The 18,791-nt window shown below is 70.2% G+C and carries 16 protein-coding genes and 4 tRNA genes; 11 read left to right on the forward strand and 9 right to left on the reverse strand.

Translation table 11 applies throughout. From position 1 onward, the window contains the following. Positions 1 to 2: 2 nt before the first annotated feature. The gene (purM, locus tag OG230_RS18935; protein ID WP_328904910.1) at positions 3 to 1,070 is read left to right on the forward strand and encodes a phosphoribosylformylglycinamidine cyclo-ligase; all 1,068 of its coding nucleotides are present in this window, start codon (positions 3 to 5) and stop codon (positions 1,068 to 1,070) included. Positions 1,071 to 1,238: 168 nt separating this feature from the next. On the opposite strand, the gene OG230_RS18940 is transcribed toward purM, so the two are convergent. Together OG230_RS18940 and OG230_RS18945 are read right to left on the reverse strand one after the other, a co-directional pair. Beyond that, positions 1,239 to 1,493: a DUF3073 domain-containing protein gene (locus tag OG230_RS18940; RefSeq protein ID WP_328904911.1), complete on the reverse strand. Its 255-nt coding sequence runs from the start codon at positions 1,491 to 1,493 to the stop codon at positions 1,239 to 1,241. Between the two features lie 302 nt (positions 1,494 to 1,795). Then, positions 1,796 to 2,878 carry a Leu/Phe/Val dehydrogenase gene (locus tag OG230_RS18945; protein ID WP_328904912.1) on the reverse strand — a complete coding sequence of 361 codons (1,083 nt, stop codon included), beginning with the start codon at positions 2,876 to 2,878 and terminating at the stop codon, positions 1,796 to 1,798. A gap of 177 nt (positions 2,879 to 3,055) precedes the next feature. On the opposite strand from OG230_RS18945, the gene OG230_RS18950 reads away from it, so the two are divergent. Next, positions 3,056 to 3,901, forward strand: coding sequence for a hypothetical protein (locus tag OG230_RS18950; protein WP_328904913.1), 846 nt, complete (start codon positions 3,056 to 3,058; stop codon positions 3,899 to 3,901). Between the two features lie 631 nt (positions 3,902 to 4,532). Continuing rightward, positions 4,533 to 4,739 carry a developmental transcriptional regulator BldC gene (bldC, locus tag OG230_RS18955; RefSeq protein ID WP_003949541.1) on the forward strand — a complete coding sequence of 69 codons (207 nt, stop codon included), beginning with the start codon at positions 4,533 to 4,535 and terminating at the stop codon, positions 4,737 to 4,739. A 467-nt stretch (positions 4,740 to 5,206) separates the two neighbouring features. Here bldC and OG230_RS18960 read toward each other — a convergent pair whose 3' ends face one another. From OG230_RS18960 to hrpA, 3 genes are all read right to left on the reverse strand, one after another. Then, positions 5,207 to 5,494, reverse strand: a complete 288-nt coding sequence (locus tag OG230_RS18960) for a DUF6274 family protein (protein WP_328904914.1) — start codon at positions 5,492 to 5,494, stop codon at positions 5,207 to 5,209. A 140-nt stretch (positions 5,495 to 5,634) separates the two neighbouring features. Then, a tRNA-Asp gene (locus OG230_RS18965) sits at positions 5,635 to 5,709 on the reverse strand. A 138-nt stretch (positions 5,710 to 5,847) separates the two neighbouring features. Next, positions 5,848 to 9,783, reverse strand: coding sequence for an ATP-dependent RNA helicase HrpA (gene hrpA / locus OG230_RS18970; protein WP_328904915.1), 3,936 nt, complete (start codon positions 9,781 to 9,783; stop codon positions 5,848 to 5,850). A 154-nt stretch (positions 9,784 to 9,937) separates the two neighbouring features. On the opposite strand from hrpA, the gene OG230_RS18975 reads away from it, so the two are divergent. The 3 genes from OG230_RS18975 (at position 9,938) to OG230_RS18985 (ending at position 11,988) form a co-directional block, all read left to right on the forward strand. Then, positions 9,938 to 10,288: a hypothetical protein gene (locus tag OG230_RS18975; RefSeq protein WP_328904916.1), complete on the forward strand. Its 351-nt coding sequence runs from the start codon at positions 9,938 to 9,940 to the stop codon at positions 10,286 to 10,288. Between the two features lie 72 nt (positions 10,289 to 10,360). After that, entirely contained in the window at positions 10,361 to 11,140 is a 780-nt protein-coding gene (locus OG230_RS18980) for a DsbA family protein (RefSeq protein ID WP_328904917.1), read from the forward strand. Then, positions 11,137 to 11,988 carry a cytochrome c biogenesis CcdA family protein gene (locus OG230_RS18985; protein WP_328904918.1) on the forward strand — a complete coding sequence of 284 codons (852 nt, stop codon included), beginning with the start codon at positions 11,137 to 11,139 and terminating at the stop codon, positions 11,986 to 11,988. Before OG230_RS18980 ends, OG230_RS18985 begins: the two co-directional genes overlap by 4 nt. 38 nt (positions 11,989 to 12,026) lie before the next feature. On the opposite strand, the gene OG230_RS18990 is transcribed toward OG230_RS18985, so the two are convergent. The 4 genes from OG230_RS18990 to OG230_RS19005 form a co-directional block, all read right to left on the reverse strand. Then, positions 12,027 to 12,103 (reverse strand) — tRNA-Phe (locus OG230_RS18990). A gap of 22 nt (positions 12,104 to 12,125) precedes the next feature. Continuing rightward, positions 12,126 to 12,200 (reverse strand) — tRNA-Asp (locus OG230_RS18995). Positions 12,201 to 12,238: 38 nt separating this feature from the next. Further along, positions 12,239 to 12,311 (reverse strand) — tRNA-Glu (locus OG230_RS19000). Between the two features lie 79 nt (positions 12,312 to 12,390). After that, positions 12,391 to 13,917 (reverse strand): metallophosphoesterase family protein, encoded by a 1,527-nt coding sequence (locus tag OG230_RS19005; protein ID WP_328904919.1) that lies wholly within the window; start codon positions 13,915 to 13,917, stop codon positions 12,391 to 12,393. 102 nt (positions 13,918 to 14,019) lie between these two features. Between OG230_RS19005 and OG230_RS19010 the strand changes: the two genes are divergently transcribed. The 5 genes from OG230_RS19010 to OG230_RS19030 all read left to right on the forward strand — a co-directional run bounded on the left by OG230_RS19010 (position 14,020) and on the right by OG230_RS19030 (position 18,550). Then, positions 14,020 to 14,370, forward strand: coding sequence for a metallopeptidase family protein (locus OG230_RS19010; protein ID WP_328904920.1), 351 nt, complete (start codon positions 14,020 to 14,022; stop codon positions 14,368 to 14,370). Positions 14,371 to 14,441: 71 nt separating this feature from the next. Beyond that, positions 14,442 to 14,885 carry a FluC/FEX family fluoride channel gene (locus OG230_RS19015; RefSeq protein ID WP_328911445.1) on the forward strand — a complete coding sequence of 148 codons (444 nt, stop codon included), beginning with the start codon at positions 14,442 to 14,444 and terminating at the stop codon, positions 14,883 to 14,885. After that, positions 14,882 to 15,256, forward strand: coding sequence for a fluoride efflux transporter FluC (locus OG230_RS19020; protein ID WP_328904921.1), 375 nt, complete (start codon positions 14,882 to 14,884; stop codon positions 15,254 to 15,256). Before OG230_RS19015 ends, OG230_RS19020 begins: the two co-directional genes overlap by 4 nt. A 95-nt stretch (positions 15,257 to 15,351) precedes the next feature. After that, positions 15,352 to 15,930, forward strand: a complete 579-nt coding sequence (locus tag OG230_RS19025) for a hypothetical protein (protein ID WP_328904922.1) — start codon at positions 15,352 to 15,354, stop codon at positions 15,928 to 15,930. 262 nt (positions 15,931 to 16,192) lie between these two features. Then, the gene (locus OG230_RS19030; RefSeq protein ID WP_443051336.1) at positions 16,193 to 18,550 is read left to right on the forward strand and encodes a DEAD/DEAH box helicase; all 2,358 of its coding nucleotides are present in this window, start codon (positions 16,193 to 16,195) and stop codon (positions 18,548 to 18,550) included. The last annotated feature ends 241 nt before the right edge of the window (positions 18,551 to 18,791 follow it).

Genomic DNA, 18,791 nt, shown 5'->3' on the forward strand with positions numbered 1-18,791 from the left:
CAATGTCTGAGACAACAGGTGCTTCCTACGCGGCAGCGGGCGTCGACATCGAAGCCGGTGACCGTGCCGTCGAGCTGATGAAGGAGTGGGTGAAGAAGACGAAGCGCCCCGAGGTCCTGGGTGGCATCGGCGGATTCGCCGGCCTCTTCGACGCCTCGGCGCTCAAGCGTTACGAGCGTCCGCTGCTCGCTTCCGCCACCGACGGCGTCGGCACGAAGGTCGACCTCGCCCGTCAGATGGGCGTGTACGACACCATCGGCCACGACCTCGTCGGCATGGTCGTCGACGACCTCGTCGTCTGTGGCGCCGAACCGCTCTTCATGACCGACTACATCTGCGTCGGCAAGGTGCATCCCGAGCGTGTCGCGGCCATCGTGAAGGGCATCGCCGAAGGCTGTGTCCTCGCGGGCTGCGCCCTGGTCGGCGGCGAGACCGCCGAGCACCCGGGCCTCCTGGGTCCCGACGACTTCGATGTGGCGGGCGCGGGCACGGGCGTGGTCGAGGCCGAGCACCTGCTCGGACCGGACCGTATCCGTAAGGGTGACGCGGTCATCGCGATGGCGTCCTCCGGTCTTCACTCCAACGGGTACTCGCTGGTCCGGCACGTGGTCTTCGACCGCGCAGGCTGGTCGCTGGACCGCCAGGTCGAGGAGTTCGGCCGGACGCTCGGCGAGGAGCTCCTGGAGCCCACCAAGATCTACTCGCTGGACTGCCTGGCGCTGACCCGCACGACCCAGGTGCACGCCTTCAGCCACGTCACCGGCGGCGGTCTGGCGAACAACCTGGCCCGGGTCGTCCCGGACGCGCTGCACGCCTCCGTGGACCGCTCCACGTGGACGCCCGGCGCGGTCTTCGACCTGGTCGGCAAGGCCGGACAGGTCGAGCGGCTGGAGCTCGAGAAGACGCTCAACATGGGTGTCGGCATGATCGCGATCGTCCCCGCGGACTCCGTGGACGCGGCGCTGACGACACTGGCCGACCGGGGCGTCGAGTCCTGGGTCGCCGGTGAGATCACCGACCGTGGCGCACACGCGACGGGCGCCGAGCTCGTGGGCGAGTACGCGAAGTAGACAGCAGTCGGGGCGGGTCACCGGGATCGTCCGGTGACCGCCTCGCCCCCGGCGCCGGACGGGCCGAAAGACGCCTACCGTCGCCGGGCAGGTTCGATCGCCCCGGTCCGGGGCAGCACAAAACCCGGTCCGGGCAGGCCCGGACCGGGTTTCTGTGTCAGCGCGAGGTCAAGCGCCGCGACGTTGCGACGAAGGGCCGGACTGATCGTCCTCGTCCTCGTCGTCGTCGTTGTAACGATCCGCGTACTGTGCGTACGGGTCATCTTCCTCGTCGTCGTCCTCGAACGGCTCAGCGTTCGGTGGTTGACTCGAAGGCGATGCGCCCAGCTCATTGGCCAGACGCGACAGGTCAGTCCCGCCGCTGCTGTACTTCAGCTGGCGGGCGACCTTGGTCTGCTTGGCCTTTGCCCGGCCGCGCCCCATGGCTCGACCCCCTCGGTGACGGGGCTCGACGGCCCCAGAGTCTTGACACGCGTTCATGTTTCAGGACGGACTCCCGGCTGAGAGACCGCGCCTGTAGGGCTTTAACGGTACCTGCTTCCGCGGCCATACGGTACGCCGCCCGCATGACGCGCGCCGGAAGAGGACCTGCGAGGAGCCCCGTCCCCGCTGGTCAACTGCGATTTTAACCTCTTCTTGGCGGCCGACCCGCCGACCGGCGTGAGTCTTGTCTCGCCGGTCGGCGGGCCGCGTCCGGTGACGGGACCCGAAGATCCCGTCACCGGTCAGTGACGACGCGCTTCGGCCATCCGCTGTTCGGCGATCCGGTCGGCCGCCGCAGCCGGCGGAATTCCGTCCGCCTTCGCACGTGCGAATATGGCCAGCGTGGTGTCGAAGATCTTCGTGGACTTCGCCTTGCACCGGTCGAAGTCGAACCCGTGGAGCTCGTCGGCGACCTGGATCACGCCACCGGCGTTCACCACGTAGTCGGGTGCGTACAGGATCGCGCGGTCGGCCAGGTCCTTCTCCACACCCGGGTGCGCGAGCTGGTTGTTGGCCGCGCCGCACACCACCTTCGCGGTGAGCACCGGCACGGTGTCGTCGTCGAGGGCTCCGCCGAGCGCGCACGGGGCGTAGATGTCCAGGCCCTCGGTACGGATCAGTGCGTCGGTGTCGGCGGCCACCGTGACCTCGGGGTGCAGGTCGGTGATCCGGCGTACCGACTCCTCCCGTACGTCCGTGATGACGACCACGGCGCCGTCCGCGAGCAGGTGCTCGACGAGGTGGTGGCCGACCTTGCCGACGCCGGCGACACCGACCTTCCGGCCGCGCAGGGTCGGGTCGCCCCACAGGTGCTGTGCGGAGGCCCGCATGCCCTGGAAGACGCCGAAGGCGGTGAGGACGGAGGAGTCGCCCGCGCCACCGTTCTCGGGGGAGCGTCCGGTGGTCCAGCGGCACTCGCGCGCCACCACGTCCATGTCGGCGACGTACGTGCCGACGTCGCAGGCGGTCACGTAGCGACCGCCGAGCGAGGCGACGAACCGGCCGTAGGCCAGCAGCAGTTCCTCGGTCTTGATCGTGTCCGGGTCGCCGATGATGACGGCCTTGCCGCCACCGTGGTCGAGGCCGGCCATGGCGTTCTTGTACGACATGCCGCGCGCCAGGTTCAGCGCGTCCGCGACGGCCTCCTCCTCGGAGGCGTACGGATAGAAGCGGGTGCCGCCGAGGGCCGGGCCCAGGGCGGTGGAGTGGATGGCGATGACGGCCTTGAGGCCGCTGGCACGGTCCTGGCAGAGCACGACTTGTTCGTGGCCCCCCTGATCCGAGTGGAACAGGGTGTGCAGGACGCCGTCGGTCACATCGGTCACTGTGGTGACTCCCAAGTACGAAGCGGCGGAAAGGCCCTCCTGAAGGTGGGGAGGGCCCCGGGCCGACCGGCACGGTCGGTCCGACTGGGCAAGAGCGTAAGTCCTCCGCGTACGCGGATCCGTGCCGGTGCCCCGGATCACCCCCTGGCGGAGTACGGGCGTGACACGATTCGGCGCATGTCGGTGGTGTCTTCAGTGCTCGTCCCTTACTCGTCCTACCTGCGGGTGTACGAGCCGCTCGCCGCCTTTCCCGGGCCCGAACGCGCCCACTGGGCCCGGTACGCGGAGCGCTCCGCCTTCCCCACCGCCCAGGACGAACTGCGTCGTTCACTGGCCGACCTGGCGGCCACCCCGCCGGTGGGGGTGCCCGCGCACGAGAGCGCGGACGCGTTCGTCGCGGAGGTGGACGGGGTGGTGTGTGTCTGCCCGTGGCGGACCCGGCTGCGCGGATGGCTCGCTCTGGAGGAACTGGAGGGGATGTTTCCGGCCACCGTCCTCGACGCGGTGCTGCCGCCGGTGGTTCGGGGGCAGGCGCTCACGGACCACGAGCGGTGGCGCGAGCGGAATCCGGATGCCCGGCCGTGGATCCGCACGGCGGTATGGCAGGTTCCGGTGCGCTGGTTCGTGCTCTTCGACGACGAGGAGCGGGAGTACGAGGAGGCGGACGGCGAGGGCCGGCCGCCGGTGCTGCGCTACCGGACCCCGATGGTGCAGGCGCGGCGCCGGCTGGCGCGGGCGCTCAGGACCCTGCGGGAGACGGTCGACGAAGGGCCGCTGACCGAGGGCCTGGTGGATGTGGGCCGCTGGCTGGAGGAGTTCCACCCGCGCGCGCTGGTCGAGCTCGACTACGGCGGGCTGGTCCACGCGCTGTCGGGGGAGCAGCTCGCCGGGGACCGCTCGGCCGCGGACGTGATCGAGGGCATCGCAGCGCTGCGGGCCGGGGACCGCGAGGGGGCGAGCGTGGCGTACGCGCGTCTCGCCGAGCGCTGGCGGGCGGTACGGGACCGTCAGTTCGCCAACTGACACCAAACCTGGCCAGGCCGGGCAATGGGTGCAGAGGCGCATCAACCGGCGCAGAGGTGTGCGAGCCGGAGTGTATCTACGCTTTTTGGAGCGACGCGCGGCGCGTTTCTGTGAGTTGACGAAGCGTGAAAATGCTTCCTGTGTGACCCGTGTGACGAGTGAGGCGGAAGAGTACGCCGTCGGACCCAGGACCTACGTCCCGAACCGGGCCTTTGCCTCAAGCGTGACGGATAGCACTAACGGCGCCCTTGCGCCCATCCCCACTCCTCGTGCCAAAATAGGACAAGGAGTCCGGGGAGGACTCCTTCCGTCTAACTATGGGCGGAAAGCTCGGTATTGCGCTCTATGGGGGGTCTGGTGACTCCTGATCGCTCTGTGACTGATCGTCACTGTGACGTGACTGTCCGCTATGGCATGGTCCATCGGCTTCCGTCGCTGATGAACACCTGGGAGGGCAATTCCATCGGTTTGGCCGACGCGGCTGGACGGATGGTGTAGTTGTAGTGCCGAGGACAAGCCGTTCGTCCTATAACCGACTCGGCCCGCGTCCGCCATTTCGGGCAACGCGGGTCAAGGTGCAGAATTTAGAGGAAAGAACCGAGAAGGTTCGGTTCTCCCGAGGAGGCCGCTCATGACCGCTCGCACCCCTGATGCCGAGCCGCTGCTGACCCCGGCTGAGGTTGCCACGATGTTCCGCGTGGACCCGAAGACGGTCACCCGTTGGGCCAAGGCAGGCAAGCTCACGTCCATCCGCACGCTCGGTGGACATCGCCGGTACCGCGAGGCAGAGGTCCGCGCACTGCTTGCGGGTATTCCGCAGCAGCGCAGCGAGGCCTGACACACCCCTGTCGCCGCGCCATAACTGGGCACTGTCGGGTCCCCCAACCCCCGTTGCCCACCCATAGCTCCACATGACGGACGCCTGCCCCAACGGGCGTCATACCTATGCAATACGGGTACGTCACCCGATCGCGCTGGACTCCGCCGGGTCCAGCGCGATTTTTTTGTGCCCGAACGGCCCGGGGGCGGGGCTGTGTGCGAGCCCCTGCGCGGGTCTGTTCGCCGACCGTGTGTGGTCCTGTCCGGGGCCGTGTGCGGGCCTCTCAGGGCTTCCTCGCCGGCCCCGGCGGAATGGCTGCGGGGCCTCCTGGGGAGGGGTGCAATTGCACATATTAAATTCGCCAGTTGTAAGAAGGGGGTAAAGCCACCCCTTCCAAAAACTCATTCGGTGACTCCCGTCACACTGGCTGAGGCTTGCCAACTCCCAGCCTGCCACTGCCGGGAAGCGGACGGCCCGGCCATTGGTCATGACGTGGCGGGACTTTCGTCCTCGCTCTCCTCCGCGGCCCTGTGCGGCTCCGACGGCTCGTCGGGTGCCGACATGCCGCCTTCGGGCGCTTCGGGGCCCTCAGAGGGGCGGGAAGGGCTCAGGAGGGTCTCGGGTGCCCAGGGTGCCGTCGTGGGCTCCAGGGCGAGGCGGAGGAGCCGGTGGCAGATCGGGCAGTGCCGGGTGAGGTGCCGGTAGCCGGACGCCGCCGCCAGGTGGGCGCGCAGCAGCGCGCGGGTTTCGTGCCGTGCCGCGGACGCAGACATACGTGCCACCTCCCGGTGGACCCGCGCGGCCCCTCGCCGAGGGAAACAGGGGCAGCCTCTGCTTACGGGGTACCCGTGGCAGATGCCGCAGTCAAGACGCACGAAAGCCCGGATCAGGAGATCCGGGCTTTCGTTTCTTGCGGTCCTGACGGGATTTGAACCCGCGGCCTCCACCTTGACAGGGTGGCGAGCACTCCAAACTGCTCCACAGGACCAGGTTTTCGCTGCCTGCCTTGCGGCCTGCTGCGAAACGAGACTGTACAGGAGGTCGGAGGGTGCGGTCGAACTCACCCAGGGTGGCGGCCCCGTTACGGGTCCACCGCGCCTCCGGCGGGCCCGCACGGCCCGCCGGATCAGGGGGCCGCCGCGTCGATCGCCTTGACGATCCGCTTGTCCGAGACGGGCTGCGCCGTGCCCAGGGCGTGGGCGAAGTAGCTCACCCGCAGCTCCTCGATCATCCAGCGGATGTCCAGCACCTCCTGGGGCACCGGCCGTCCCTGCGGCAGCTGCTCCAGCAGCCAGGCGTACTCGTCCTGCATCTCGTGGACCTTCGCCATGCGTGTGGTGTCGCGCTGGACCGCCGTCGGCATCTGCTGGAGCCTGCGGTCCGCCGCCACGAGGTAGCGCATCAGGTCGGGCAGCCGGCGCAGACCGGTCGCCGTGACGAAGCCCGGCGGCATGAGCACGGCGAGCTGGTCCCGTACGTCCGTGACGTTGTTGACCAGCGTCAGGCTGTTGGTGGACTTCAGGCGCCGCTCGCACGCCTGCCAGGCCGCCAGGATCTGCTGCACCTGCCCGATGGTGCGGACGGTCAGGTCCACGAGATCGGCGCGCACCTTGTCGTACAGCTTCCGGAACGACTCCTCGTCCCAGGCCGGGCCGCCGTGCGCGGCGATCAGCCGGTCGGCCGCGGCCGTGGCGCAGTCCTCGAACAGCGCCTGGACGGAGCCGTGCGGGTTCCGTGACAGGGCCAGCTTCTGCTGGTTGGTGAGCTTGTCCGAGGCGAACTTGGCGGGGTTCACCGGGATGTTGAGCAGGATCAGCCTGCGGGTGCCGCGCCACATCGCCTGCTGCTGCTCGGCCTCGGTGTCGAAGAGCCGTACGGCGACGGTTTCGCCCTGGTCGACGAGGGCCGGGAACGCCTTGACCGGCTGGCCGGCCCGGCGCGTCTCGAAGACGCGGTTCAGCGAGCCGATCGTCCAGCCGGTGAGGCCCGAACGCTCGATGGACTCCCCCGAGGGCCCCGCGGTGGCCGCGGCGGCCTTGGAGAGGGCCTGGCGGGCCTTGGGGCGCAGCTGGAGCTTCAGGGCCTCCAGATCCTTGTCCTCGGCCACCGTGCGGCGCCGCTCGTCGACGATCCGGAAGGTGATCTTCAGATGGTCCGGGATCCGGGTCAGGTCGAAGTCGTCGGCCTTCACCGGGACGCCGACCATCCGCTGGAGCTCACGGGCCAGGGTGAACGGCAGCGGCTCCTGCAGCGGGACGGCCCGGTCCAGGAACTTGCCCGCGTAGTCCGGAGCGGGGACGTAGTGCCGGCGGATCGGCTTGGGCAGCGAGCGGATCAGTTCCGTGACCACGTCCTGGCGCAGGCCCGGGATCTGCCAGTCGAAGCCCTCCGAGGTGACCTGGTTGAGCACCTGGAGCGGGACGTGGACGGTCACGCCGTCGGCGTCCGCACCGGGCTCGAACTGGTACGTCACACGGAACTTCAGCTTCCCCTGCCGCCAGGAGTCCGGGTAGTCGTCCTTGGTGACGGCCCCGGCCTTCTCGTTGATGAGCATCGAGCGCTCGAAGTCGAGCGCGTCCGGCTCGTCGCGGCGCTTGTGCTTCCACCAGGAGTCGAAGTGCGCCCCGGAGACCACGTGCTCGGGAATCCGCTGGTCGTAGAAGTCGAAGAGCGTCTCGTCGTCCACGAGGATGTCGCGGCGCCGGGCGCGGTGCTCCAACTCCTCGACCTCGCCGAGGAGTTTGCGGTTGTCGTGGAAGAACTGGTGGTGCGTACGCCAGTCCCCCTCGACCAGTGCGCTCCGGATGAACAGATCGCGTGAGGCTTCTTGGTCGATACGGCCGAAATTGATCTTGCGCTGGGCGACGATGGGCACCCCGTACAGCGTGACCCGCTCGTACGCCATGACCGCGGCCTGGTCCTTCTCCCAGTGCGGTTCGCTGTAGGTGCGCTTCAGCAGATGCTCCGCGAGCGGTTCGATCCACTCCGGCTCGACCTTGGCGTTGACCCGCGCCCACAGCCGGGACGTCTCGACCAGCTCGGCCGACATCACGAAGCGGGGCTGCTTCTTGAACAGCGCCGAACCCGGGAAGATCGCGAACTTGGCGTTGCGCGCGCCGACGTACTCGTTCTTCTCGGTGTCCTTCAGCCCGATGTGCGACAGCAGGCCCGCCAGCAGCGAGGTGTGCACCGACTGCTCCGGCGCGTCCTCCTCGTTCAGCTGGATGCCCATCTGCTTGGCCACCGTGCGGAGCTGGGCGTAGATGTCCTGCCACTCGCGGATGCGCAGGAAGTTCAGATACTCCTGCTTGCACATCCTGCGGAAGCTGGAGGAGCCGCGCTCCTTCTGCTGTTCGCGGACGTAGCGCCACAGATTCAGGAACGCCAGGAAGTCCGAGGTCTCGTCCTTGAACCGGGCGTGCTGCTGGTCGGCCTGCGTCTGCTTCTCCGAGGGCCGCTCGCGCGGGTCCTGGATGGAGAGCGCGGCGGCGATCACCATGACCTCGCGCGCGCAGCCGTTGCGCTCGGCCTCGATGACCATGCGGGCCAGGCGGGGGTCGACGGGCAGCTGCGAGAGCTTCCGGCCCAACGGGGTCAGCCGCTGCCCCCTCTTCCCCTCCTGGGGAGCCTTCTCGCCCAGATCCAGGGCGCCGAGCTCCTGCAGCAGCTGCACACCGTCACGGATGTTGCGGTGGTCCGGCGGGTCGATGAACGGGAACTTCTCGATGTCGCCGAGGCCGGCCGCGGTCATCTGGAGGATGACGGAGGCCAGGTTCGTCCGGAGGATCTCCGGATCGGTGAACTCCGGACGGGTCAGGAAGTCGTCCTCGGAGTACAGCCGGATGCAGATGCCGTCCGACGTACGGCCGCAGCGGCCCTTGCGCTGGTTGGCGCTGGCCTGCGAGATCCGCTCGATCGGCAGCCGCTGGACCTTGGTGCGGTGGCTGTAGCGGGAGATACGGGCGTTGCCCGGGTCGATCACGTACTTGATGCCCGGGACCGTCAGCGAGGTCTCGGCGACGTTCGTCGCGAGAACGATCCTGCGGCCCGTATGGCGCTGGAACACGCGGTGCTGCTCGGCGTGCGAGAGACGGGCGTAGAGGGGGAGCACCTCGGTGTGTCTGAGATTGCGCTTGTTCAGCGCGTCCGCGGTGTCGCGGATCTCCCGCTCGCCGGAGAGGAAGACGAGGACGTCCCCGGGTGCTTCCGAGCCGAGCTCGTCGACGGCGTCGCAGATCGCGGTGATCTGGTCGCGGTCGGAGTCCTCGCCCTCTTCTTCGAGGAGCGGCCGGTAGCGGACCTCGACGGGATACGTACGTCCCGAGACCTCGACGATCGGCGCCTCGCCGAAGTGCCGGGCGAAGCGTTCCGGGTCGATGGTCGCCGAGGTGATGACGACCTTCAGGTCCGGGCGCTTGGGCAGCAGCCTGGCCAGATAGCCGAGCAGGAAGTCGATGTTCAGCGACCGCTCGTGCGCCTCGTCGATGATGATCGTGTCGTACGCCAGCAGCTCGCGGTCCGTCTGGATCTCGGCGAGCAGGATGCCGTCCGTCATCAGCTTCACGAAGGTCGCGTCGGGGTTCACCTGATCGGTGAATCGGACCTTCCAGCCGACGGCCTCGCCGAGCGGCGTGTCCAGCTCCTCGGCGACGCGCTCCGCGACCGTGCGGGCCGCGATCCGGCGGGGCTGGGTGTGCCCGATCATGCCCCGGACGCCGCGTCCCAGCTCCATACAGATCTTGGGGATCTGCGTGGTCTTCCCGGAACCGGTCTCACCGGCGACGATCACGACCTGGTGGTCGCGTATCGCCTCCAGGATCTCGTCCTTCTTCTGGCTGACGGGCAGCTGCTCCGGGTACGACAGAGCAGGCATCCGGGCGGCACGCCCCGCGAGCCGCCCGGCCGCCTTTCCGGCCTCGGCCGCGATCTCGTCCAGCACGGACTGTCGGGCCTCGGGCTTACGGATGCGGCGCGCACCCTCGAGGCGCCGGCCGAGCCGGTTCGCGTCGCGGAGTGAGAGCTGTCCGAGCTGTGACTGGAGATCGGCAAAGGAAGTAGACATACGGGTCCCAGGATCGCACCCGGGGTCGAGGAGTGGCGAACGCATTTCGCGCGGTCTCCGTCACTCCCTCGGTGACTGCGGGGTGGGGCGGCATCACACCACGTACCATTTCGGGCAACTGATCACCCGTACCCCTTTCCGAGAGGCCGGTCCCGTGTCCCGTACGCAGTGGTGCTGCCTGATGGCGGTGCTCACGGTCGTACTGGGCCTCTTCTGTGGACCGGCCACCGCGTCCGTCACCCCGGAGAGCGCCGGTCACCCGGTCGTGGCCGCCGACAGCGGTCGGGGCGTGCCGGGCTGCGGCAGGGACGGCGGCCACGACGGCACCGAGCCCGGTGCGCCCGTCAGGGGCCGCGCCGCGCACGACCAGGCGCCCGGCCTCGCCGAGTGGGGCCTCCCCGCGGCCACCGGCGCGGGACCCGCGGAACCCCTCGTACGGGTCGCGGTGACCGGCCCGGAACCCGCCACGCCCACCCCCATAGAACTCTCCGTGCTGAGGGTGTAGCCGGAGCCGGTCCGCCGGCAGCCGTTCCCCTTCACCCTCATCTCTTCTCGCACCCACCGCACGGAGTGACGCATGCCCACGCCCTCGTCCACCCGACCGTCGTCCTCGTCGAAGAAGCCGCTGATGTACGGCGCGGTCGTCGTCCTCGCCGCCGGGCTCCTCGGCTACGCCTCCTACCGCGCCACCGGACCGGACGGCTCCGGCTCCGCCCCCTCCTCGTCGGTCGCCGAGGTGAGCGCCGACCCGTCGGCCGGCGTCTACGAGGAACTGGCCGGGCTCGCCCGCCGCGACGCGGGCGACAAGCTGGCGACGGGCCGGACCGACGCACCCGTCGTCCTCATCGAGTACGCCGACTTCAAGTGCGGCTACTGCGGCAAGTTCGCCCGGGACACCGAGCCCGTCCTGATCGAGAAGTACGTGCGGGACGGCACCCTGCGCATCGAGTGGCGCAACTTCCCGATCTTCGGCGAGGAGTCCGAGGCCGCCGCCCGCGCCGCCTGGGCCGCGGGGCAGCAGGACCGTTTCTGGGAGTTCCACCGCGCCGCGTACGCCGAGGACGCCAAGGAGAAGGGCTTCGGCAAGGACCGCCTGAAGGAGCTCGCCCGGCAGGCCGGGGTGAAGGACCTCGACCGGTTCGTCCGCGACGCGAACGGCACCGCCGCGGCGTCCGCGGTCCGCGCCGACCAGGAGCAGGGATACGGGATCGGCGCCACGTCCACCCCGTCGTTCCTCGTCAACGGCCGTCCCATCGCGGGAGCCCAGCCGATGGAGACCTTCACGCAGGCCATCGAGGCGGCGGCGGAGGCGGCGACGGCCAAGGACACCAAGGACGCCAAGGACCCCGTGAAGTGACGGCCGACATCGGTTACTTCGCGGCGTTCCTGGGCGGGCTGCTGGCGCTGGTCAGCCCGTGCAGCGCCCTGCTCCTCCCGGCCTTCTTCGCGTACTCCATCGACTCCGCCTCACGGCTGCTGGCCCGCACCGGCATCTTCTACGCCGGGCTGGCCACCACCCTCGTCCCCCTCGGCGCCGCGGGCTCGTACGCCGGACGGCTCTTCTACGGCCACCGGGACGCACTGGTCCTCGGGGCGGGCTGGCTGATCATCGGGCTCGGCGTCGCGCAGATCGTGGGCCTGGGCTTCGCCTCGCGACGGATCGCCGCCCTCGGCGGACGCATCCGTCCGACGACCGCGTTCTCGGTCTACGCCCTGGGGGCGGTCTACGGGCTGGCCGGCTTCTGTGCCGGTCCGATCCTCGGCAGTGTCCTGACCGTGGCGGCGGTCAGCGGCAGCCCGGTCTACGGCGGGCTGCTGCTCGCCGTGTACGCGCTGGGCATGGCTGTTCCGCTGTTCCTGCTCGCCCTGCTCTGGGAACGCTACGAGCTCGGCCGCCGGGCGTGGCTCAGGGGCCGCGCGATCCGCGTCGGCCGCTTCGAACTGCACAGCACCACCCTGCTGTCGGGGCTGTTCTTCATCGGCCTCGGCGCGCTCTTCCTCGCGTACGACGGGACGACCGCGCTGCCCGGACTGCTGAACGTGGACGACTCGTTCGCCGTGGAGCAGTGGGCCCAGCGCTTCGGCGAGCACGTGCCGGACGCGGTGCTGCTGGGGGCCGTGGTGGCGACGGTGGCGCTGGTGCTCGCGGTACGGGCGTGGCGCCGTGCGGTCCAGCAGAAGCAGGAGTCCCAGGAGGGAGCCTGACACGACGAAGGCCCCGTCCATCGGACGGGGCCTTCGGGTGGTGGCTGGGGCCGGGATCGAACCGGCGACCTATCGCTTTTCAGGCGATCGCTCGTACCAACTGAGCTACCCAGCCACGCAGCTCTTACGGGCTGCAGCGGTCCTGACGGGATTTGAACCCGCGGCCTCCACCTTGACAGGGTGGCGAGCACTCCAAACTGCTCCACAGGACCAAGCAATGTGCGAGACAAGTCTCGCACACGGTAAAGCGTGCCCCCAACGGGATTCGAACCCGTGCTACCGCCTTGAAAGGGCGGCGTCCTGGGCCACTAGACGATGAGGGCTAAGGGCCCGCCGGTTTGCTTTCCAGCGCGTCGGGGACGTGAGAAGCATATGGGATCCGCGGGCGAACGCCAAAACGGTTTAGCCGGAGGGTGTGGGAGCCGTCGGGGAGGGGGAGCGGCCGGCCTGGTTCTCCTCCGGAAGACGGCGGCTGACCTCGGCCGTCGTGAGGCCGAGACCGCCCAGCGTGATCTCGTCCCACGCCTGGAGGCGGCGGGTCGAACGGTCCAGGTAGAGCACCGAGGCACGCACCTTCTCGGGCTTCTCGTTCTGCACGGCGCGCAGGCCCCCGCCGCCCGTGGAGCCCTCGATCTTGAGCCGCGTTCCGAACTTCAGCACCTGGTTCTCCCGGTGGTGCACATGACCGGCCAGGACGAGGGGAACGGTGCCGTCCGCCTCCCTTGCGGCATTCGGGTCATGGGCCACCGCGATGTCGACCGGAGTGCCGGCCCGCTTCTGGTCGCGCAGTGCGGAGGCCAGCCGGAGCCCCGCCATCCGTTCGGCCGCCTTCCCCTGGGCGGGGATCGAGCGGTCCGGGGTGAACTGCGGGTCCCCGGTGCCCGCCACCCGCAGTCCCCCGATGTCCAGGGCGCTGCCCTCGTCCAGGACGTGCGCGTTGCGCAGGCCCTTCAGATACGTCTGGGTGACCTTCGAGTCGTGGTTGCCGCGGACCCAGACGTAGGGCGCGCCGAGGTCGCTGATCGGGTCCAGGAAGCCGTTCTCGGCGGCGGTGCCGTGGTCCATGGTGTCGCCGGAGTCGATGATCACGTCGATCTCGTACTGCTCGACGAGTGAGCCGATGATGTGCCAGGCCGCCGGGTTGAGATGGATGTCGGAGACGTGCAGGACGCGGATCGTGGCCGGGTCGGGGCGGTAGACGGGCAGCGTGGAGGTGGCGTCGTACAGCTTGGTGACGTTGGTGACCAGGCGGGCCAGTTCCTGCTGGTAGACGTCGAACTCGGTGACGATCGAGCGCGCGTCGCCGACGAGCGAGGGGGCGCTGGAGAGCAGCCCGGAGAACTTCGGCTCCAGTACCGACTTGGGATTCCAGGTGGCGTACGCGGTGACGCCGGACGCGGCCAGGAGCGCCAGCGCCAGACCGCCCGCCGCGAGGGCTCGGCGCGGGCGGCGGTAGACGGCGAGGCCGAGCGCGGTGGCGCCGGAGACCACCGCCACGCAGGACCTGACGGCCAGATCGCGGGTGCCGGAGACGACGTCGTCCGTGACCTCGTCCTGGAGACCGGAGAGCCGTTCGGGGTGTTTGACCAGGGCCTGGGAGCGCACGGGGTCGAGCCGGTCGACGTCCACGTCGAGCCGGATCGGGGCGATGTGGGAGTCCAGCTCCAGGGCACCGAGCGGCGACACGTTGATCTTCGTGCCGCCGCTGAGGGACGGGCGCAGGGTCATGTCGGTGTCCATGGGCCCCACCGGCGTACGGACGCTTCCGACGATCAGCAGCCCCAGCCAGGCCCCCAGCACGACCACGGCGACGAGGCCGAGCGCGCGCGTGACGGGGTGCGGGGTGGCATCGAGTGTGCGGACGGGGGCTGCGGGGCGGAGGCGGTGCCGGAGACGGTCGACTGCGGCGCGGAACGGGTCGCGGGCCATTGAGCCCGTATGCCCTGGTTCAGGTCAGGACATGCGGGCGGGGGGAACAGTTGGTGCGGGCGGGGCACGCGGTGCGGGCCGGTCATACGTGACAATGGCGGGGTGCTGGAGATGACGCGCGAGGAGTTCGAAGAGCTGGTGAGCCAGGCTCTTGACCGGATCCCGCCGGAGCTGACGCGGCTGATGGACAACGTCGCGGTGTTCGTCGAGGACGAACCGGACCCCGGTGACCCCGAGCTGCTGGGGCTCTACGAGGGCACGCCGCTCACCGATCGCGGTGAGTGGTACGCCGGGGTGCTGCCGGACCGGATCACCATCTACCGCGGGCCGACGCTGCGGATGTGCGAGTCGCGCGAGGACGTCGTCGCGGAGACCGAGATCACCGTGGTCCACGAGATCGCCCATCACTTCGGCATCGACGACGAGCGGCTGCACGCCCTGGGCTACGGGTGAGCGCAGCCCGTCCCGAGCGGGAACCCGACCGCCGTGAAGCCGGGCTGCCGGCCGTCGACCCGGACGTCGATCTGGCCGACCCCGCGCAGCGGGCGGAGACGGCCGGGCGCGCGAAGTGGAAGGTGCTCGGCGTCATCGCGGCGGGCGGGGCGCTGGGCGCCGTCGCGCGCTACGCGGCCCTGCTGCACTGGCCGGCCACCGAGCACTCCTTCCCGTGGGCGGTCTTCGTCGTCAACGTGTCGGGCTGCGCCCTGATCGGCGTCCTGATGGTGCTGGTGGCCGAGCGGGGTGCGGTGACCCGTCCGCTGGTGCGGCCGTTCCTCGGGGTCGGGGTGCTCGGCGGGTTCACGACGTTCTCGACCTACGCGGCCGACGTGTCGAAGCTGCTGGTGCGCCAGGAGGTGCTGACCGCCATGGCCTACGCGGCGGGCACCGTCGTGGCGGCGCTCGGAGCGGTCGGGGGCGCGAGCGTCCTCACGCGGAGGCTGCTCGACGGGCGCGGGCGGCACGCATGACCTGGCTGCTGGTGGTGATCGGTGGCGCTGTCGGTGCGCCGCTGCGCTATCTGACGGACCGCGCGGTGCAGGCGCGTCACGGTGCCGGGCTTCCGTACGTCTTCCCGTGGGGGACCTTCACCGCCAACGCGGCGGGCAGCCTGCTGCTCGGCGTACTGACCGGCGCGGCGGTGTCCGAACCCGTGTACGCCCTGGTGGGCACCGGGCTGTGCGGGGCGCTGACGACGTATTCGACGTTCTCGTACGAGACCCTGCGGCTCGCCGAATGCGGCCGGGGGTTCCTCGCGGCGGCCAACGTGGTGGCGTCCCTGCTGGTGGGCCTCGGCGCGGTCTTCCTGGGCGCGGAACTCGCGGGCGGGTTCGCGGGGTAGCTCCCCTCGCGGGCGTGTCCCCGGTGGGGGTGTGGGAGTTGGGCACGTCGCCCCCTCCTTCCCCGCACCGCTTTCACGCCCCGGAGGTGCCACCCGTGCGCCAGTTGTCCGCCCCTGTCCGATGGGCAGCCGTCACCGCGCTGACGATCGTCGCGTCCACCGGCTGCATGAGCGTCGGCGACGACGGCGAGAAACCGGCGCCCTCCCGGTCGGCCGACCCGAAGGGGGCGTCGGCCGAACCGAACGGCGTCACGGTGCCGGGTTCCGGCCGGGCCGGTTACGGCGGCAGCCGCGCCGAGGCGCAGTCCGACCGCGAGACCGGCGCGAAGCCCGACCCGAGCGCGTCGGGCGCCACGCCGTCGACCGCCCCCGGCGGGGCGCAGCCGACGTCCGGGCCGGGTGCGCCGTTGCCGAGCGCGGGCGGCGGGCCACCGGCCCCGCAGCCCTCGGCTCCGGGGCCGGGCGAACCGCCGGCTCCGCCCGTCACTCCCGGGCCGCCGGAACCGACCCCGCCGGCGCCCGATCCCGAGCCGGAACCGACCCCGCCGGCCGAGCCCTCCCAGCCGCCCTCCGCCTCGCCCGCCGCGCAGCTCCGGAACCAGGCGATGGGCGCCCCGGAACGCCCTGAGACGCAGCGCACACCGGAGGCATCGCCGCAGGTGGGACCGGCGTGAGAGCGGGTGAGGGGGCGCGGATGAGGGGTGTTGTGGGCAGACGGTTTGCGCTAAGTGGGTAAGGGTGCGTATGGTTATAGATCGTTTGATCCCATTGCCCGGCGCCGACACAGAAGAGCGCCGTGTGGCGCGTACTCTCCCTTGCCGTGGCTGGACCGCATTGAGGCGGTCGAAATTGCGAATCACGGAGTTACGGGCGCGTGCCGAGACTCCGGAAGGTTTCGCATTTCGCATGTCAATTTCCAGTTCTGACCACACCGTCATGCCCGAGAACGTCGACAACGACGAGCTCATCACCCTCGACTCCATCGAGAGCGTCGAGGACAACGAGCTCGCGGAGCTCGCCGAGGCCGTCGTGGCCGAGGCCGACACCACCGCAGTCGTCGCCGCCGACCCCGAGGTCGTGAAGGTCGTCGAGACCCCCGCAGCCGAGGTCGTCGAGACCGCCGTCGTCGAGACCCCCGCCGTCGAGGTGGCCGAGGCCGCCGCCGACGAGAGCGTCGAGGCCGATGACGCCGAGCCGACCCTCACCTTCGGTTCCCTCGGTCTGCCCGAGGGCATCGTCCGCAAGCTCGCCCAGAACGGTGTCACCGCGCCCTTCCCGATCCAGGCCGCGACCATCCCGGACGCCCTGGCCGGCAAGGACATCCTCGGCCGCGGCCGTACCGGCTCCGGCAAGACCCTCTCCTTCGGTCTCCCGACCCTGGCCACGCTGGCCGGCGGTACCACCGAGAAGAAGAAGCCCCGCGCGATCATCCTGACGCCGACGCGTGAGCTCGCGATGCAGGTCGCGGACGCGCTTCAGCCGTACGGCGACGTACTCGGCCTGAAGATGAAGGTCGTCTGCGGCGGTACGTCGATGAGCAACCAGATCTACGCGCTGGAGCGCGGTGTCGACGTCCTCGTCGCCACCCCGGGCCGACTGCGCGACATCATCAACCGCGGTGCCTGCTCCCTGGCGAACGTCCAGGTGGCCGTTCTCGACGAGGCCGACCAGATGTCGGACCTGGGCTTCCTGCCCGAGGTCACCGAGCTGCTCGACCAGATCCCCGGTGGCGGCCAGCGCATGCTCTTCTCCGCCACCATGGAGAACGAGATCGGCACGCTGGTCAAGCGCTACCTGAGCAACCCGGTCACCCACGAGGTGGACAGCGCCCAGGGCAACGTCTCGACCATGTCGCACCACGTCCTCGTCGTGAAGCCGAAGGACAAGGCGCCGGTCACGGCCGCGATCGCCGCCCGCAAGGGCCGCACGATCATCTTCGTCCGCACCCAGCTGGGCGCCGACCGTATCGCCGAGCAGCTCATCGAGTCCGGCGTGAAGGCGGACGCGCTGCACGGCGGCATGACGCAGGGTGCCCGTACCCGCGTGCTCGAGGACTTCAAGAAGGGTTACGTCAACGCGCTCGTCGCGACCGACGTCGCCGCTCGCGGTATCCACGTCGACGGCATCGACCTGGTCCTGAACGTGGACCCGGCCGGCGACCACAAGGACTACCTGCACCGTTCGGGCCGTACCGCGCGTGCCGGCAAGTCCGGTGTCGTCGTCTCGCTGGCGCTTCCGCACCAGCGCCGCCAGATCTTCCGCCTCATGGAGGACGCGGGCGTCGACGCCTCGCGTCACATCGTGCAGGGCGCGGGCGTCTTCGAGCCCGAGGTCGCCGAGATCACCGGTGCCCGTTCGCTGACCGAGGTCCAGGCCGACTCCGCGAACAACGCCGCCAAGCAGGCCGAGCGCGAGGTCGCCGACCTGACGAAGCAGCTGGAGCGCATCCAGCGCCGCGCCGGCGAGCTGCGCGAGGAGGCCGACCGCCTCGTCGCCCGCGCCGCACGCGAGCGTGGAGACGACCCCGAGGAGGCAGTGGCCGCGGCCGCCGCCGAGGCGGAGGCCGCGATCGAGGCCGCCGCGGCAGCCGTTCCGGAGCCGCAGCCGGCCGTGCGCGAGGAGCGTCGCGACGACCGCGGCAACTTCGAGCGTCGTGACAACCGCGGCGGCGACCGTGGTGGGTACCGCGGTGGCAACGACCGCAACGACCGCGGCGGCGACCGTGGTGGCCGTTCCTTCGAGCGTCGTGACGACCGTGGTGGCCGTCCGTCCTTCAACCGGGACAACGACCGTCCGTCGTTCAACCGTGACCGTCGTGACGAGCGCCCCTCGGGCGGCTTCCGCTCCGGCGGTGCCGGTGGCGGCGACCGTGGTGGCCGTCCGTCCTTCAACCGGGACAACGACCGTCCGTCGTTCAACCGCGACCGTCGTGACGAGCGTCCGTCGGGCGGCTTCCGCTCCGGCGGCGGCGACCGTCGTGACGACCGTGGTGGCCGTCCGTCCTTCAACCGGGACAACGACCGCCCGTCCTTCAACCGCGACAACGACCGCCCGTCGTTCAACCGCGACCGTCGTGACGAGCGTCCGTCCGGTGGCTTCCGCTCCGGTGGCAGCGACCGCCCGTTCAACCGCGACCGTCGTGACGACCGTCCCTCGGGCGGCTTCCGCTCCGGTGGCGCCAGCGAGCGTCCGACCGGTCGCCGCGACGACCACCGCGGTGGCACCGGCACCGGTACGAGCACCGGCTCGTTCGGCCGCCGCGACGACAAGCCGCGCTGGAAGCGCAACGGCTGATCGCCTTCCCGGCGTAAGCCTGTGACCTGCTGAAGCGGGCCCGTTCTTCACGAACGGGCCCGCTTTCGTATGCCCCGGCGTCAGGTCCGGAGAGCGACCGGGGCCGGCCGGTGGCCCCTTTCCCCGCCCCCGGATTGAACGGGTTCGAAAATGCCTTCCGGGGAGGGTGGGGCCAGCGGTACTATCCGGCGTACGCGCAGGGGGTGCGGCCCGGGGGGGTCGGTTCACTCGGTTCTCGAGT

Source organism: Streptomyces sp. NBC_00234 (assembly GCF_036195325.1).
In the GTDB taxonomy this organism is placed as follows: Bacteria; Actinomycetota; Actinomycetes; order Streptomycetales; family Streptomycetaceae; genus Streptomyces.